Here is a 15,236-nt window from a genome sequence, read left to right as displayed (position 1 = left end):
GCGAGTAATGGTAATGTGGCTATAAGTCGTTTTGAGAATGGTTCAAGAGTAATGCCATGAAAGACATGGAACGGGCCCGATCTCCGTGTGGAGACCGGGCCCGTTCGGACACTGCGAGTGAGACCCTAGACGGCCTTCGGGGCGCCCTCGTGGAACGGCTTGCCGTTCACCGCGGTGGACACGCCGACCTTGTCCAGGTACGGGGTGATGCCACCGGTGTGGAAGGGCCAACCGGCGCCCGTGATCAGGCACAGGTCGATGTCGGCGGCCTCGGCCACCACGCCCTCGTCCAGCATGATCCGGATCTCCTCGGCCAAGGCGCGCAGGGCCCGGTCCAGGATGTCCTGCTCCTCGGACGGGTTGTCGCCGCCCTTGAGGAGCTCCTTCACCTCGGGGTCGATGGTGAAGTCCGGGGCGAAGATCTCCGACTTGCCGGCCTCGACCACGGCCTCCAGCTGCGGGGAGACCGCGAAGCGCTCGGGGAACGCCTCGTTCAGGGTCTGGGCGACGTGCAGACCGACGGCCGGGCCGACCAGCTGCAGCAGCATCAGCGGCGACATCGGCAGACCCAGCGGCGCGACCGCGCGGTCGGCGACCTCGGGCTCGGTTCCCTCGCCCACGGCGGCCAGGACCTCGCCCATGAACAGGGTGAGCAGACGGTTGACGACGAACGCCGGGGCGTCCTTGCACAGTACCGAGGTCTTCTTCAGCTTCTTGGAGACGGCGAAGGCCGTGGCCAGGGAAGCGTCGTCGGTCTTCTCGCCGCGGACGATCTCCAGCAGCGGGAGGACGGCGACCGGGTTGAAGAAGTGGAAGCCCACGACCCGCTCGGGGTGCTTCAGCTCCGACGCCATCTCGGTGATCGAGAGGGAGGAGGTGTTGGTGGCCAGGATCGCCTCGGGGGAGACCACGGCCTCCACTTCGGCGAAAACCTGCTTCTTGATCTCCATCTTCTCGAAGACGGCCTCGATGACGAAGTCGGCGTCGGAGAAGGCGTCCTTGGTCAGCGAACCGGTGACCAAGGCCTTGAGGTGGTTGGCCTTGTCCTGGTTGACGCGCCCCTTCTTCAGGAGCTTGTCGACCTCGCCGTGGACGTAGGCCACGCCCTTGTCGAGGCGACCCTGATCCAGGTCGGTCATGACGACCGGAACGTCCAGACGGCGCGCGAACAGCAGGGCCAGCTGCCCGGCCATCAGACCGGCGCCGACGACACCGACCTTGGTGACCTTGCGGGCCAGCGACTTGTCCGGGGCGCCCGCGGGACGCTTGGCGCGCTTTTGGACCAGGTCGAAGGCGTACAGGCCGGCCTTGAGCTCGGGGCTCATGATGAGCTCGGCGAGCGCCTCGTCCTCGGCGGCGAAGCCCTCGTCACGGGTGGCGGTCTTGGCGGCGGCGACCAGCTCGACGGCGCGGGCCGGGGCCGGGGCGGCGCCGTGCAGCTTGCCCTCGACCACGAAGCGGCTCATGTTGACCGCGTTGTCCCAGGCCTCGCCCTTGTCGACCTCGGGGCGCTCCACCTCGATGTCACCCTTGAGGACCTGGGCGGCCCAGCGCAGGGACTCCTCGACGAAGTCGGCCGGCTCGAAGATGGCGTCGGCGATTCCCATCTCGAAGACCTGCTCGCCCTTGATGACCTTGTTCTGGGCGAGCGGGTTGTCGATGATGATCTTGAGGGCCTTCTCGGCGCCGATCAGGTTGGGCAGCAGGTAGGTGCCGCCCCAACCCGGGACGAGGCCGAGGAAGGTCTCGGGCAGGGAGAAGGCCGGCACGCCGGAGGAGACGGTGCGGTAGGTGCAGTGCAGACCCACCTCGACGCCGCCGCCCATGGCCGCGCCGTTGATCAGCGCGAAGGTCGGTACGTCCAGCTCACCGAGCTTGCGGAACACGTCGTGCCCGAGCTTGCCGATGGCCTTGGCCTGATCGAGGGTCTGGATCGCGGGAACGCCGGTGAGGTCGGCGCCGACCGCGAAGATGAACGGTTTGCCGGTGACGATGACCGCGACGATGTCGGTGCGCGCCTTGGCGGCCTCGATCGCGGCGTCCAGGCTGAGCAGACCACCGGGGCCGAAGGTGTTCGGCTTGGTGTGGTCGTGTCCGTTGTCCAGGGTGATCAGGACGGCCTTGCCGGCCCCGTAGGGGAGTTCGATGTCACGGGCGAGCGCCTTGGTGACGACCTCGTCCTTGAACAGCTCCCGGGCTTGCTCGATCGCGGTGCTCACTTGCCCCCCTCGTAGTTGGTGTTCTCCCAAAGGATGGTCCCGCCCATGCCCAGGCCCACGCACATGGTGGTGATGCCGTAGCGGACGTCGGGGCGCTCGGCGAACTGGCGCGCGAGCTGCATCATCAGACGGCCGCCGGAAGAGGCCAGCGGGTGACCGACGGCGATCGCGCCGCCCCACGGGTTGACGCGGGCGTCGTCGTCGGCGATGCCGAAGTGTTCGAGGAAGGCCAGCACCTGGACGGCGAAGGCCTCGTTGATCTCGATCAGACCGATGTCGTCGATCGAGATGCCCTGGCGGGCGAAGAGCTTCTCTGTGGCCGGGACGGGGCCCACGCCCATGACCTCGGGCTCGACACCGGTGAAGGAGAAGTCGACCAGACGCATCTTGGCGTCCAGCCCCAGCTCCTCGGCGACCTCCTCGGCCATCAGCAGGGTGCCGGTGGCACCGTCGTTGAGGCCGGCGGCGTTACCGGGCGTCACGTTGCCGTGCGCGCGGAACGGGGTCTTCAGGCCGGCCAGCGACTCCATGGTGGTACCGGGGCGCGGCGGCTCGTCCTGGGTGGCCAGGCCGAAGCCCTTCTCCGCGGAACGGACCAGGGTCTCGACCAGGTCGGGCTGGATCTTGCCGTCGGCGTAGGCCTTGGCGACCTTCTCCTGGCTGCGCACCGCGTAGGAGTCGGCGCGCTCCTTGGTGATGGTCGGGTACCGGTCGTGCAGGTTCTCGGCGGTGTTGCCCATGACCAACGCGGACGGGTCGACCAGTTTCTCGGAGATGATCCGGGGGTTGGGGTCGACGCCCTCACCCATGGGGTGCCGGCCCATGTGCTCGACGCCACCGGCGATCACGACGTCGTAGGCACCGAAGGAGATGCCCGCGCCGGCGGTGGTCGCGGCGGTGAGCGCGCCGGCGCACATGCGGTCGATGGAGTAACCGGGGACGCTCTTGGGCAACCCGGCCAGGATCGCGGCGGTGCGCCCGAGGGTCAGGCCCTGGTCGCCGATCTGGGTGGTGGCGGCGATGGCGACCTCGTCGACGCGCTCCGGGGGAAGGCCCGGGTTGCGGCGCATCAGTTCGCGGATCACGCGGACGATGAGGTCGTCGGCGCGCGTCTCGGCGTAGAGGCCCTTGCCTGACTTGCCGAACGGGGTGCGGACCCCGTCGACGAACACGACTTCGCGGGCGGTTCGCGGCACGATGGCCCCTCCTTCTTCAAGCGATGGGTGGACTGTTGAGGTCATGCTACTCGCCAGTAACAAATAGTGCGAGCAGCGGGGCCGGGCATATCGGAAGTAAGGAAGGAACCCGGCTTTCGGTGATGGTGGCCGATTCGGTCCTCGCGGTGGGCCGCGCCGAGCTTCCTTCCCCTGGGCACCAAGCCTGGAGTGCGCGTGGTCGATCCGGACCTCGAACACGCCGCCCTGCTCAGACGATCACCGAAGAGCCCTTCCACACCCATGGAGGGGCGGCGTGGACCCGCGCAGCGCGGGCCATCCCGCCTGAACTCAGCCCCGGCCGTCGAGGAATCGGGTCACGAAGCGATCGACGTTGAGGCGCAGGCGCTGGATCCGCTCCTCCCGGCCGATCGTCTCCGCCGGCTGGATCAGCGAGGACTCCCGCTTGCCCCGCGCATACAGCGGGCAGGCCAGGTCGGCGCACACGTACAACCCCACGGTGTCGCCTTGCCGGCCGGCCTTGCCGGGTTTGGGGGCGCTGAACAGGCGCACACCGCCGGCGGGGTGCACGGTCACACAGAACGAGCACGTCATCGACTTGAAGAAGTCGGCCTTGGGGCCGCCGTTGGGCAGGCGCAGGGCGACCCCGATCGGTTGCTCACCCGAGTCGATCACCAGGTAGGCGCGGCCCGGCGCCTTGGGGTCGACCCACCCCAGGAAATCCATGTCCTCCCAGTCCAGGAGGGGCATGGTCGGGGGATAGGTCATCCGCTTGGTCTCGCCCTTGGGGCAGTTGACGAACGAGGAGCGGATCTCCTCGTCGGTGAGCTCGAGCATGGCACTCTCCGGTCGTTCGGTGTGGTCGATGGGGTCCGACGTGGTCGGCGGCCCGACGTGGCGCCGACGAGGAGCCGACCAACGGATACTGCCGGCCGGGTCCCGGGCGCGCGAGTGGTTTTCGCACGTGGCGCCCCATGCCCGACGCGTCGCACCGAGAACGACGAGGGCCGGGGACCACGAAGGATCCCCGGCCCGGTGTCGTTCTCGGTGTTCAGAGCAGAGCGTCGGCCTCGCGGTGGCGCCCCGCCGCGTTGTAGGCGCCCGCCAGGTCGCGGCGTAGACGTACCGTCAACCGGCGCACCTCCGGGTCGCCGGAGGAGTTGAGCGCCACCCGGTAGGCCTCGCGCAGCACCTCGACGGCCTCGTCGGGGCGGCCCGCCTGGGTGTGGGATCGGCCCAGTCGGTGGTGCACGGCCAAGGTGTCCAGGTGGCCCTTGCCGAGTCGGCGCCTACGGGCGGCCAGCACCATGCGCAGCTGGGAGATGGCCGCCTCGTAGCGGCCGGCCATGCTCTGCGCGGCGCTCAGGCCCAAACGCAGCTCCTCGCGGCGCTTGGTGGAGGCGACGTCCTCGATGGCCCGCTCGTAGTGGACCACCGCGGCGTCCAACCGACCACTGCGTCGGTAGCACACGGCCAGGCGCATGCGCGCCTCCACCGTGTCCTCGTCGGCCGGACCGAACTGCCCCTCACGCTGGCCGAGCAGGGTCTCCCACTGACCGGCGGCGTCGGCCGGACGCCCCGCGTCCTCGTACGCCCAGGCCAGGTTCTCCCGGATGATCTCGGTGCGCGGGTGCTCCTCGTCGTAGACCGAGACGGCCTCGGCCAACGCCAGTTCGAATTGCTGCACGGCGGCCTGGCGCCGCCCCATCTGCGCGTACTTGGTCGCGAGGTTGTTGCGGGCGGTGATGGTGTCGGGGTGCTCGGTGCCGAGTCGTTCCACCAGGGACTGAAGGGTGCGCTCCAGGACGGCGGAGCGCTTCCCGGCGGTGGGCACGATCGAACCGGAGCCCGAACCCTTCACCGAGGTCGCCCTCGTGGAAGTGCCGGTCCGCTCCGTGGAGGTCGTCTTCACGGAGGTCGTTCCCGCCTCGGATTCGGTCGACCGTTCGGCCCGCTCGGGCACCGCGGCGGCCAGGGCCTTGGCGGGCTCCGCGGCGGACAGGGCCCTGGTGGGCTCCTCGTCGGCCGACACCGAAACCTGTTCCGGCACCGTGGTCGCACGAACATCGGAGTCCGTCGCACGTTCCTCGGGATGCTCCGTGCGGTCTGTGGAGGTGGGCTGGACGGCCTGGGTCGATTCGACCTCGGCAGAACGCATCAAGCCGGCCCTGCGCAGCAACACACGCCAGAACGACAAGCGGACTCACCACATTTCCCTGATCACGAACCGGGTCCTTGTGGGTCCACGGTCCGATACACACCCAACGAACAGATCACGATCCCCTGACGATCAGGGGCACGCTTCTATAACTTAATCGGACACCGGGCTACGGAACAGGTATGAACCGCCCTTGAGGGGTGGTGACTTCCATCACGTTAGGGTTCGATGCGGCATGATGGGGTAATTGTTACGCCTTTTCCGCTTCGTGCAGGGCGTCGGCCAAGGCCTCCGAGGTCAGTCCGACCTGCCAGTCGCGGGCCCCGCGCGAGCGTAGGAACTCACCCACCGAACCCGGGTCCACGGCCTCGGGAGGCGCCCACGCCAACCTTCTGACGCTGTCCGGCAACAGAAGGTTCTCCGTGGGCATCACGATCTCCTCGGCGATCCTCGTCACCGTGGAGCGGGCCGCGTCGAGCCGCCGGGCGGCCTCGGGCGCCCGGTCGGCCCACCGGTTCACCGGGGGCGGTCCATCACCGGGGGCGTTGGGTCGGGGAAGATCGCTCTGGGCCATGCCCCGGGTCCGGTTGATCGCCTTGATCCAGGTGTTCAGGTAGCGCTTGGCCAACTTGATGCCGAACTGGCGGATCCTGGTCAGTTCGGGGACGGTGCGCGGCATGGCCGTGGCCGCCTCCACGATCGCCGCGTCGGGCAGCACCCGACCGGGGGAGGTGTCGCGCTCCTGGGCGATGCGGTCGCGCTCATACCAGAGCTCGCGCACCGCGGCCAGGGAACGCTGGTTGCGGACCTTGTGGATACCGGAGGTGCGCCGCCAGGGGTCGGTGCGCGGCTCCTTGGGAGGTGCGGTCAGGACCGAGGCGAACTCCTCCTGAGCCCACCCCAGCTTCCCGCTCTCCTCCAACTCTCGCTCCAGGTTGTCGCGAAGCTCGATGAGGATCTCCACGTCCAGCGCCGCGTAGCGCAGCCAGTCCTCGGGCAGTGGCCGTTGCGACCAGTCCACCGCCGAGTGCTCCTTGGCCAGACGCAGGTTCAACAGCCGTTCCACCATGAAGCCCAGGCCGACCCGCTGGTACCCGAGCAATCGCCCGGCCAGTTCGGTGTCGAACAACCGGGAGGGGCGCAGGTTCACCTCGGCCAGGCAGGGCAGGTCCTGGTGCGCCGCGTGCAGCACCACTTCGGCCCCGCCCATCGCGTCGTCGACCTCGCTCAGGTCGGGACAGGCGATCGGATCGATCAGGGCCGAACCGGAACCCTCACGGCGCAATTGGACCAGATAGGCGCGCTGACCGTACCGGTAGCCGGAGGCGCGCTCGGCGTCCACCGCGACGGGGCCGGAGCCGGCGCCGAGCGCCGCGGCCACACCCGCGAGGGTGTCGGGATCCGCCGTAACCTCGGGAAGGCCCTCGCGTGGTTCCCGCAGCAGAGGCGCCCTCTCCGATTCGTCGTTGTCGGTTTCGCGGGATTCTGTCTTGGAGTTCAACGCGTTCGCCACACCACTACGGTATGCGCTGTGGCCACCGAACGCGGATATGGACCGCCCCGTGGCGACCGTGGAACGGTGCCCGGGGCGTCTTCCGAAGGGCTCGTCAGGGGCGTGAACGTTGGCGGGCGATGTCGGTGACGTCCAGGGGCGGTAGGCCGGAGGCCGAGGCCAGCAGGGCCAACCACGCGTTCACGTGGGGCGCCAGATCGTCCGACTCCGGTGTCCATGAGGCACGCATCTCGACCTCGGTGTTCGCGCCCTCGTGCGCCTTGGTGCCGAAGCCCTCCGTGGTGGCCCGGGTGACCGTCCCGCTCAACGTGTGATGGGTGGCCTCGTTGACCTCCAAGGCGTCGGTGAGCCAACTCCAGGCCACCGGACCGAGCAGGGGGTCGGTGGCGATCTCCGACTCCAGTTCCGAGTTGGCCTGGCACACGACCCGGAAGGGACCGGGCCAGTCACGGGTGTTCTCGGGGTCGTACAGGACGATCAGTCGCCCCCAGGCGATCTCCTCGTCCTGGACGGTGACCTCGGCCGAGACGGCGGCGGAGTGTGGGGCCAACCGTTGGGGCGGGGGGATCTCCCGGACAGCGATCTCGGGGCGCAGCAGAGGGGAGCGCAGGGCCTCGACCGCTCGCCGGAACGTGTCTTGTGCGTTCTCGGCGTTACCGACATCGGGCATGGTGGAAACGTCAGCCTTCATATTGTGGTGATCACGTCCTGGCGGGGGTCGTCGGGACGTGCCCCGCCGATGGTGTGATGGTGGGCACTGGTCGACGGTGGCACGAGTCACCGATGGGGGGTCGCAGATCCCCCGGCGTGTCGGGGTTTTGTGATGATCTTGGGACCGCGAAACCGTCAACCGTGCAGGTTCGCGACCGAATCTCCCTCGGGTTCGACCCGGTTCCCGGTCACGCCCCCGCGGGAGGGGGCCGACCCGTGTCCGGTCCCACCCGGTGATCCGAGTGGGACCTTCGCGAAGGTCATGGCACGATCAGGGTGTGACGCTTCAAGACTCTCCATTCATCCGTGCCTGCCGGCGCCTTCCCGTGAGCCACACCCCGGTGTGGTACATGCGCCAGGCCGGGCGTTCCCTGCCCGAGTACCTCCAGGTTCGCGCCGACGTGCCGATGCTGGAGTCGTGTACGCGCCCTGACATGGTCACCGAGATCACCATGCAGCCCGTACGCCGCTACGACGTCGACGCCGCGATCTTCTTCAGCGACATCGTCGTACCGCTCAAGGCCATCGGCATCGACCTCGACATCAAGCCCGGGGTCGGCCCCGTGGTCCAAGACCCGATCCGCGACGCCGGCGACATCAAGCGGCTGCGCGACATCGAGCCCGACGACGTCCACTTCATCACCGAAGCGGTCGGCCAGATCGTCGGCGAGCTCGGCGACAAACCGCTCATCGGGTTCGCGGGCGCGCCGTTCACGCTCGCCTCCTACCTGATCGAGGGCGGGCCCTCCAAGAACCACGAGCACACCAAGGCGCTCATGTACGGCGAGCCGGAGCTGTGGGACGAGCTCATGCGCCGTCTGGCCGCCATCTCGCTCGGCTTCCTGCGCACCCAGATCGAGGCCGGGGCCAGCGCGGTCCAGCTGTTCGACTCCTGGGTCGGCGCGCTGAGCGCCGAGGACTACCGGGCCTCGGTACTGCCCTACACCTCCTGGATCTTCGGTCAGCTCAGCGAGTACGAGGTGCCGCGCATCCACTTCGGTGTGGGCACCGGCGAACTCCTCGGCCTGCTCGGTGAGGCCGGTGCCGACGTGGTGGGCGTGGATTGGCGGGTGCCGTTGGACAAGGCGGCCCAGCGGGTCCAGCCGGGTATCGCCCTGCAGGGCAACCTGGACCCGGCGACCCTGTTCGCCCCCTGGGAGGTCGTCGCCGACCGTACGCGCGACATCCTCTCCCGTGGGCGCGCCGCCGAGGGCCACATCTTCAACCTGGGTCACGGCGTGCTGCCGACCACCGACCCGGCCATGCTGGAGCGCCTCACCGCGTTCGTGCACGAAGAGACCGCGGTCCAGTAGGCCAGTCCGACCGCCCGGCCTTGTGGGCCGGCCGTTCCCACGCCGACGCCCGGCCCCGTGACGGGAGCCGGGCGTCGGCGTGTCCGAGGCGGGTCGGGATCAGGAATCCGACCCGCCGTCGGAGCCCTCGTCACCGGATCCCGAGACGTCGTCGGACCGCTCCCCGCCCTCGGGGCCGGCCTCACCCTGGGGCTCGACCGTGGAGGTCGTTCCGGTGGGCGTGGTCGCCATCGCCGGGTGTCGGCGAGGACGAACCCGCCCGAACCGGCTCGCGGTCCGGCCCCGCGGCTTCTGGACCTCCTGCCGACGGCGTCGCAGACGCCACAGCGGCCAGGCCCCGATCACCACGGCGACCAGGATGAACGGCAGCGACCAACCCACCATCACGGCCAGACCCTGGCCCAGGGAGAGCAGCGCTCGCCAACCGCGCTCCAACCCGCCCAGGAAGCCGATCGACTCGTCGCCGGAGCGCTCCTCCAGGTAGGTGGAAGGCGGCCGCAGCGTCAGGTGCACCGTCGAGTACGAGGTCTGGTTCTGCAACGTCTCCAACCGGGCCTGGAAGGACTCCAGGTCCGCCTGCCGGTCCTGGATCTCCCGCTCCACCCGGAGCAGGTCGTCGACGTTCTCGGCCTCCTCCAGGTAGCCGCGCAGCGACTCCAGCGCGGTCTCGGAGGAATCGATGCGGCTCTCGACGTCGGCGATCTCCTCGGTGACGTCCTCCACCGATCGTTCGATGTCGGAGCGGTCACCGAGTTCGGCCAGGTCGGTCAACGCCCCCTCGTACTCCCCGGTGGGGATGCGCAAGGTCAGTGATCCCTCGGGGGCGCCGTCGGCGGGCGTGGACAGCTCTTCGGAGGCGACGTAGCCGTCCGACCCCCGGGTCAGCTCCTTGGCGTCCTCGGAGGCCTCGGCCACGTCCTGTACCCGCACGGTCATGTGCGCGGTGTGGATGAGTCGTCGGTCGTCGATCTCCACGTCGGAGCCGACCGTGTCGGCCGGTTCGGCCTCCTCGCCACCTTGCTCGACCCCCTCGGGGGCCTCGGCGTCGGCGTTCTCGGGTTCGGTGAGGCCCCGGGACGCGGGGGCCGAATCCCCGGTGGACTCGAAGTCCGCCTGTTCCGAGGTGGCGCCGCAGGAGGTCAGTAACAGTGCACCCAGAACGGCGGAGGCCATCACCGTGACGACGCGCCCCGGACGCGCGGGCGTTGAAGTGTCCATGCCCGTTCGACGGGGCGGGACCCGGACTCGTTCTGTCCTTCCGGTAACGGCAGGACAACGGGTTGGACGCCCCCCGGTCACAGGTCGTCGGGGCACGTCCGGAGGTCCGAGGTCCCGTAGGGGCGAGGCGAGGCGCTGTGACACACGGCATCTGGAAGGCTGGAGGCATGGCTGAAGCACCACATGTCGTCGTGGTCGGGGGCGGGGTCTCCGGACTGACCGCCGCGTACCGTCTCAACGCACGGGGGATCACCACCACCGTGCTCGAGGCCGCGGACGTGCCGGGAGGAAAACTGCGCGCCTCACCGGTGGCCGGGGTGTCCATCGACGCCGGGGCCGAGGCGGTGCTCGCCCGCAGACCCGAGGCGGTGGAGCTGTTCTCCGAGCTCGGACTGGACGATCGGATCGTCCACCCGGGACCCGGGTCGGCCGCCGTCTACAGCCGTGGGCGCATCCGCTCCCTGCCCAAGGGGCAGCTCATGGGCGTGCCGGGCGACCTTCGTGCCCTGGCCCGCAGCGGAGTGCTGTCTCCGGCCGGGACCGCCAGGGCCGCACTGGATCTGGTCCGGCCGAGCACCCCGGTGCGTTCGGACGTGCCGGTGGCGACCTACGTGGGCACCCGCATGGGGCGTCAGGTGGTGGAAAGACTTGTCGAACCCCTGCTCGGCGGTGTGTACGCGGGACGGGCCGAGGAGCTCTCCCTCGATTCCACCCTGCCGCAGATCGCCCCGATGGCCCGATCGGACCGTTCGCTGATGCGCGCGGTGCACCGCAGCCTCAAGGGGCGGGGCACGGCGCCCACCAAGGCCGGTCCGGTCTTCGCCTCCCTACGGGGCGGGGTCGCCTCGGTCGTGGACGCCCTGGCCGCTCGACAGAAGGACCTGCGCACCGGCGCCCGGGCCCAAGGCCTCACCCGCACCCCGCAGGGCTGGAGCGTGCGACTGGAAGGCGCCCAGGGGGTCGAGGAGCTCGCCTGCGACGCGGTGTTGTTGGCCTGTCCGGCCGCCGAGGCCTCCCGACTCCTCGCCGACACCGCGCCCACCGCCGCTCGCGAGCTGCGCGACGTCGACTACGCGAGCATGGCCCTGGTGACCTTCGCCCTGCCCGCCTCCGCCTTCCCCGAGCCCCTGACCGGCACCGGCTTCCTGGTTCCCGCAGGGGAGGGGACGACCATCAAGGCCGCGACCTTCTCCAGCAACAAGTGGCCCTGGATCGCCCAGGAGCTGGATAGGGTCGATCCGGGCGCGGACCTGGTCGTTCTGCGATGCTCCATCGGACGTTTCCGCGAGGCGAACGTCCTGGACCGCCCCGACGAGGAACTGGCCGCCGCCGCCCTCGCCGACCTGACGAAGGTGAGCGGGCGGACCGGCGCGCCCGTCGAGACCCGGGTGACCCGCTGGACCGACGGGCTGCCGCAGTACGGGGTCGGTCACGCCGGCCGCGTGGAGCGGATCCGCGCGGACGTGCGGACCCACGAGGGGCTCGGCGTGTGCGGAGCCGCCTACGAGGGAGTGGGCGTCCCCGCTTGTGTCGCCGACGCCGGTCGCGAGGCCGCGCGTCTGGCCGACACCCTCATCGACCACAGCCACACCAGCCGCGGCGCGGGAAGCGCCGAGGAAACGAACGATCAAGGAGTCAACCCGTGACAGGCCGGCAGAACGAGTCGATCACGCAGGACGGGACCGACCTCAACAAGATCATCCGCTACACCATGTGGTCGGTCTTCAAGGTCGACGGCCTGGAGGGCGTGGACCGCACCGCCGCCGCGGAGGAGCTCCAGGCGCTCCTCGACAAGGCGGCCGAACAGGGCGTCACCACGCGTGGCAGCTATGACGTGCAGGGCTACCGAGCCGACGCCGACATCATGTTCTGGTGGATCGCCGACAGCTCCGACCAGGCGCAGGACATCTACTCCGACTTCCGACGCACCCGGATCGGTCGCGCCTGCACCCCGGTGTGGTCGGTCATGGGCCTGCACCGCCCCGCCGAGTTCAACCGCGGTCACGTGCCGGCCTTCATGGCCGGCGAGGAGCCGCGCGACAACATCTGCGTCTACCCGTTCGTGCGCTCCTATGAGTGGTACCTGCTGCCCGACGAAGAGCGGCGCGCCATGCTCGCCGAGCACGGCAGGATGGCCGCCCCCTACCCGGACGTGCGGGCCAACACGGTCTCCTCGTTCGGTCTCAACGACTACGAGTGGCTGCTCGCCTTCGAGGCCGACGAGATGCACCGCATCGTGGACCTGATGCGTACCCTGCGCGGCGCCAAGGCCCGCCTGCACACCCGTGAGGAGATCCCCTTCTACAGCGGCCGTCGCAAGAGCGCGGCCGAACTGGTCGCCTCCCTGCCGTAATCGGACCAGGGCCCGCACATGGAGAGGGGACCCCGCGCTGTCAGAGCGCGGGGTCCCCCTCTCCATGTGCGGGCCGGGCGAGGGGACCTACTCGATGGGGACGGTCTCTCGCCGGGGCGCGGTGGCGCCCCGCCGCGTGGCGATCACGTAGAACGGGACGGTGACGATGAAGACCAGCACCATGGCGCTCGCCAGGTAGATGAGCACGTCACCGGAGGGCAGGCCGAGTCCCCAGGCGATGATGAGGAGCACGCCACCGGCGAGCATCCCCAGCACCACGTAGGCCTTGCGGCCCTTGGGCTTGGGGTATTCCATGCGGCTCACCATCAGCCAGGCCACCAGCAGCGCCGCGGCCATGCCGACGACGACCGGCGGGTCCAGCAGGACGATCGTCACCACGGCCATGGCCCCGAACGGGCACGGCAGACCGGTGAAGTAGTCGGCCCCCGGGGACTGGCAGGAGAAACGGGCCAGCCGCACGATCACCGCGAGCAGCACGGCACTCGCACCGACCACGGGCCACAGGGTCCCCTCGGTGGCGGTGGTGCTCCACACCAGGAAGAAGAACGCCGGCGCGACACCGAAGCTGATCACGTCCGCGAGGTTGTCCAACTCGGCGCCCATGCCACTACCACCCCACTTACGGGCGACGCGACCGTCGAGCACGTCCAGGGAGGCCGCCACCATCATCAGGCCCACCGCGGTGGCCAACGCCGCCTTGGGCAGCGGGCCGACCGTCCCGGCGACCATGTGGGCGCTCTGAGCGCCGGCCAGAGCCCACACCGCCAGGAAACCGCACAGGGCGTTGCCCAGGGTCAGGTAGTCGGCGACGCACAGACGGAGCCTGGGAGCTTCCTCGGTGATCTCACCGCTATTGGAGGCACCGGTGGTGTCAGTCGGCGTCAAGACGGGTTTCCCCGGCGCGGACCTTCTGGCCGATCTCCACCGCCGGGGCGACCCCGCGCGGAAGGTAGACGTCGACGCGTGACCCGAACCGGATGAGACCGATCCTCTCGCCTTGTTCGACCTTCTGCCCCGCAGCGAGATACGGGATGATACGCCTGACCATCGCGCCGGCGATTTGAACGACCGTGATCTCACCGATCTCGGTTTCAAGGGTCCAGATGACGCGTTCATTACGCTCGCTGTCCTTGTCGAAGGCGGGACGGAATCCCCCGGGGCGGTGCTCGACACCGGTCACGACACCGGCGAGGGGGGCACGGTTGACGTGCACGTTGAGGGGGTTCATGAAGACGGCGACCCGGGTACGCCCGTCGGGTCGTGGATCGATGCTCTGGACGACCCCGTCGGCCGCGGACAGCACGCGCCCGGTGGCCGGGCCGCGCTCCGGGTCACGGAAGAACCAGGTCATCCCCGCCGCGAGCGCGATCACGGGTACGGCGGCCAGGGTGCGTGCCCTGGAACCTCGCGCGGCCAGGGCCGCGGCGCCGGCGGCGCCCAACGCCGGTACCAGCCAGGGGGCCGATCCCTGGGCCATGCCCATACGAGGTCGGGCCGGTGGCCGTGGGGAGACGGAGGAGGAAGGTGAGTCGTCGGTCATGGGGCGCTTTCGTCACGGGTCGGTCTGTTCGCCCGCACATCGGTCACCGCTTTGAGGGGCGGGCCCCGTACGGGTGGCGGGGCGGTGCACGGTCACCGGGTGGGGTGCCCCCTCGCGCGGCTTCCGTTCGACCAAGGGCCGAGCGTCGGTGCGTTGGTGAGATTATCCCCGATCCCGTGGGGGTGGGAATCGACGCGGGTACGGGGACCCGCCGTGGCAGTGGCCACGGGATACCCGGCGAACCGGAAGGTAAGCCTACTCCGTGGGTTCGAGGGACAACGCGACGGAGTTGATGCAATACCTGGCGTCGGTGGGAGTGTCGTAGCCCTCGCCACGGAAGACGTGCCCCAGATGGGAGCGGCAGGTGGCGCACCGCACCTCGGTACGGACCATGCCGAGGGAGACGTCGTCGTGCAGGGTCACGGCTTCGGAGTCGGCCGGGTCGAAGAAGCTCGGCCACCCGCAATGGGAGTCGAACTTCTCGTCCGAGCGGAACAGTTCGGTCCCGCATCCCCGGCAACGGTAGACGCCCGTGGTCTTGGTGTCGACGTAGGCGCCGGTCCAAGGGCGCTCGGTGCCGGCCTCACGGAGTACCGCGTACTCCATGGGATCCAGGCGCTCGCGCCATTCCTGTTCGGTCGTGGGCAGGTCCTGTGCGGCTCCGTCGTTGGAACGAGGTGCCTGGTCCGATGCGTCAGCCATGGTGATGACGCTACCCGGAATCGGGCCACGATGTGGACCGGAGGTCGAATAGGGCGGAATCGGACGATCGCCACGTAGATAGGTAAATCATCCTTAGGGGCTACATGCACCTATCTTCACCCCTCGGCGACGTTCGGTGGTGATCTCGGCGGGTACGGGCTCAGGCAGGGGTCAGTGGTCGAGGTGTACTGAGGCAGGTGGCATGGCTGTTACAGCTCAACAGGCACTCGGAGTCAGTCGGCGACCACTGCGCGTTGGAAGGGTTCGATACGGCCTGTGGTGGCTGGACCAGGCGATGGCGGGGGCCCGCACG

General features: G+C 69.4%; 13 protein-coding genes. 3 read left to right on the top strand and 10 right to left on the bottom strand.

Going from position 1 to position 15,236, the window contains the following annotated elements; translation table 11 throughout:
• Positions 1–125 precede the first annotated feature (125 nt).
• The 6 genes from NLI01S_RS04830 to NLI01S_RS04805 all read right to left on the bottom strand — a co-directional run bounded on the left by NLI01S_RS04830 (position 126) and on the right by NLI01S_RS04805 (position 7,735).
• Positions 126–2,219, bottom strand: coding sequence for a 3-hydroxyacyl-CoA dehydrogenase NAD-binding domain-containing protein (locus NLI01S_RS04830; protein ID WP_067599815.1), 2,094 nt, complete (start codon positions 2,217–2,219; stop codon positions 126–128).
• Positions 2,216–3,391 carry a thiolase family protein gene (locus NLI01S_RS04825; protein WP_223809122.1) on the bottom strand — a complete coding sequence of 392 codons (1,176 nt, stop codon included), beginning with the start codon at positions 3,389–3,391 and terminating at the stop codon, positions 2,216–2,218. The genes NLI01S_RS04830 and NLI01S_RS04825 overlap by 4 nt, the downstream gene beginning before the upstream one ends.
• Before the next feature lie 333 nt (positions 3,392–3,724).
• Positions 3,725–4,231 carry an FBP domain-containing protein gene (locus tag NLI01S_RS04820; protein ID WP_067599809.1) on the bottom strand — a complete coding sequence of 169 codons (507 nt, stop codon included), beginning with the start codon at positions 4,229–4,231 and terminating at the stop codon, positions 3,725–3,727.
• Between the two features lie 214 nt (positions 4,232–4,445).
• On the bottom strand, positions 4,446–5,591 hold the full coding sequence (locus NLI01S_RS04815) for a tetratricopeptide repeat protein (protein ID WP_067599806.1): 1,146 nt from the start codon (positions 5,589–5,591) through the stop codon (positions 4,446–4,448).
• Between the two features lie 211 nt (positions 5,592–5,802).
• The gene (locus NLI01S_RS04810) at positions 5,803–7,065 is read right to left on the bottom strand and encodes an HRDC domain-containing protein (protein ID WP_223809117.1); all 1,263 of its coding nucleotides are present in this window, start codon (positions 7,063–7,065) and stop codon (positions 5,803–5,805) included.
• Positions 7,066–7,159: 94 nt separating this feature from the next.
• The gene (locus tag NLI01S_RS04805; protein ID WP_067599969.1) at positions 7,160–7,735 is read right to left on the bottom strand and encodes a DUF3000 domain-containing protein; all 576 of its coding nucleotides are present in this window, start codon (positions 7,733–7,735) and stop codon (positions 7,160–7,162) included.
• Between the two features lie 382 nt (positions 7,736–8,117).
• On the opposite strand from NLI01S_RS04805, the gene hemE reads away from it, so the two are divergent.
• Positions 8,118–9,089 (top strand): uroporphyrinogen decarboxylase, encoded by a 972-nt coding sequence (hemE, locus tag NLI01S_RS04800; protein ID WP_371850602.1) that lies wholly within the window; start codon positions 8,118–8,120, stop codon positions 9,087–9,089.
• Positions 9,090–9,188: 99 nt separating this feature from the next.
• Here hemE and NLI01S_RS04795 read toward each other — a convergent pair whose 3' ends face one another.
• Positions 9,189–10,307, bottom strand: coding sequence for a DUF4349 domain-containing protein (locus NLI01S_RS04795; protein WP_067599799.1), 1,119 nt, complete (start codon positions 10,305–10,307; stop codon positions 9,189–9,191).
• A 167-nt stretch (positions 10,308–10,474) separates the two neighbouring features.
• Here NLI01S_RS04795 and hemG point away from each other — a divergent pair, with 167 nt between their 5' ends.
• Positions 10,475–11,953, top strand: a complete 1,479-nt coding sequence (hemG, locus tag NLI01S_RS04790; protein WP_067599796.1) for a protoporphyrinogen oxidase — start codon at positions 10,475–10,477, stop codon at positions 11,951–11,953.
• The gene (hemQ, locus tag NLI01S_RS04785) at positions 11,950–12,660 is read left to right on the top strand and encodes a hydrogen peroxide-dependent heme synthase (protein ID WP_067599793.1); all 711 of its coding nucleotides are present in this window, start codon (positions 11,950–11,952) and stop codon (positions 12,658–12,660) included. The genes hemG and hemQ overlap by 4 nt, the downstream gene beginning before the upstream one ends.
• An 87-nt stretch (positions 12,661–12,747) precedes the next feature.
• Here hemQ and pssA read toward each other — a convergent pair whose 3' ends face one another.
• From pssA to msrB, 3 genes are all read right to left on the bottom strand, one after another.
• Positions 12,748–13,566, bottom strand: a complete 819-nt coding sequence (gene pssA / locus NLI01S_RS04780; RefSeq protein ID WP_067599790.1) for a CDP-diacylglycerol--serine O-phosphatidyltransferase — start codon at positions 13,564–13,566, stop codon at positions 12,748–12,750.
• Positions 13,553–14,221, bottom strand: coding sequence for a phosphatidylserine decarboxylase (locus NLI01S_RS04775; RefSeq protein WP_067599788.1), 669 nt, complete (start codon positions 14,219–14,221; stop codon positions 13,553–13,555). Before NLI01S_RS04775 ends, pssA begins: the two co-directional genes overlap by 14 nt.
• 255 nt (positions 14,222–14,476) lie before the next feature.
• On the bottom strand, positions 14,477–14,923 hold the full coding sequence (gene msrB, locus NLI01S_RS04770) for a peptide-methionine (R)-S-oxide reductase MsrB (RefSeq protein WP_067599785.1): 447 nt from the start codon (positions 14,921–14,923) through the stop codon (positions 14,477–14,479).
• Positions 14,924–15,236 lie beyond the last annotated feature (313 nt).

The sequence above is a fragment of the Nocardiopsis listeri NBRC 13360 genome (assembly GCF_001570765.1).
Taxonomy (GTDB): Bacteria; Actinomycetota; Actinomycetes; order Streptosporangiales; family Streptosporangiaceae; genus Nocardiopsis; species Nocardiopsis listeri.
This window is presented reverse-complemented; position numbering and strand designations above follow the sequence as displayed.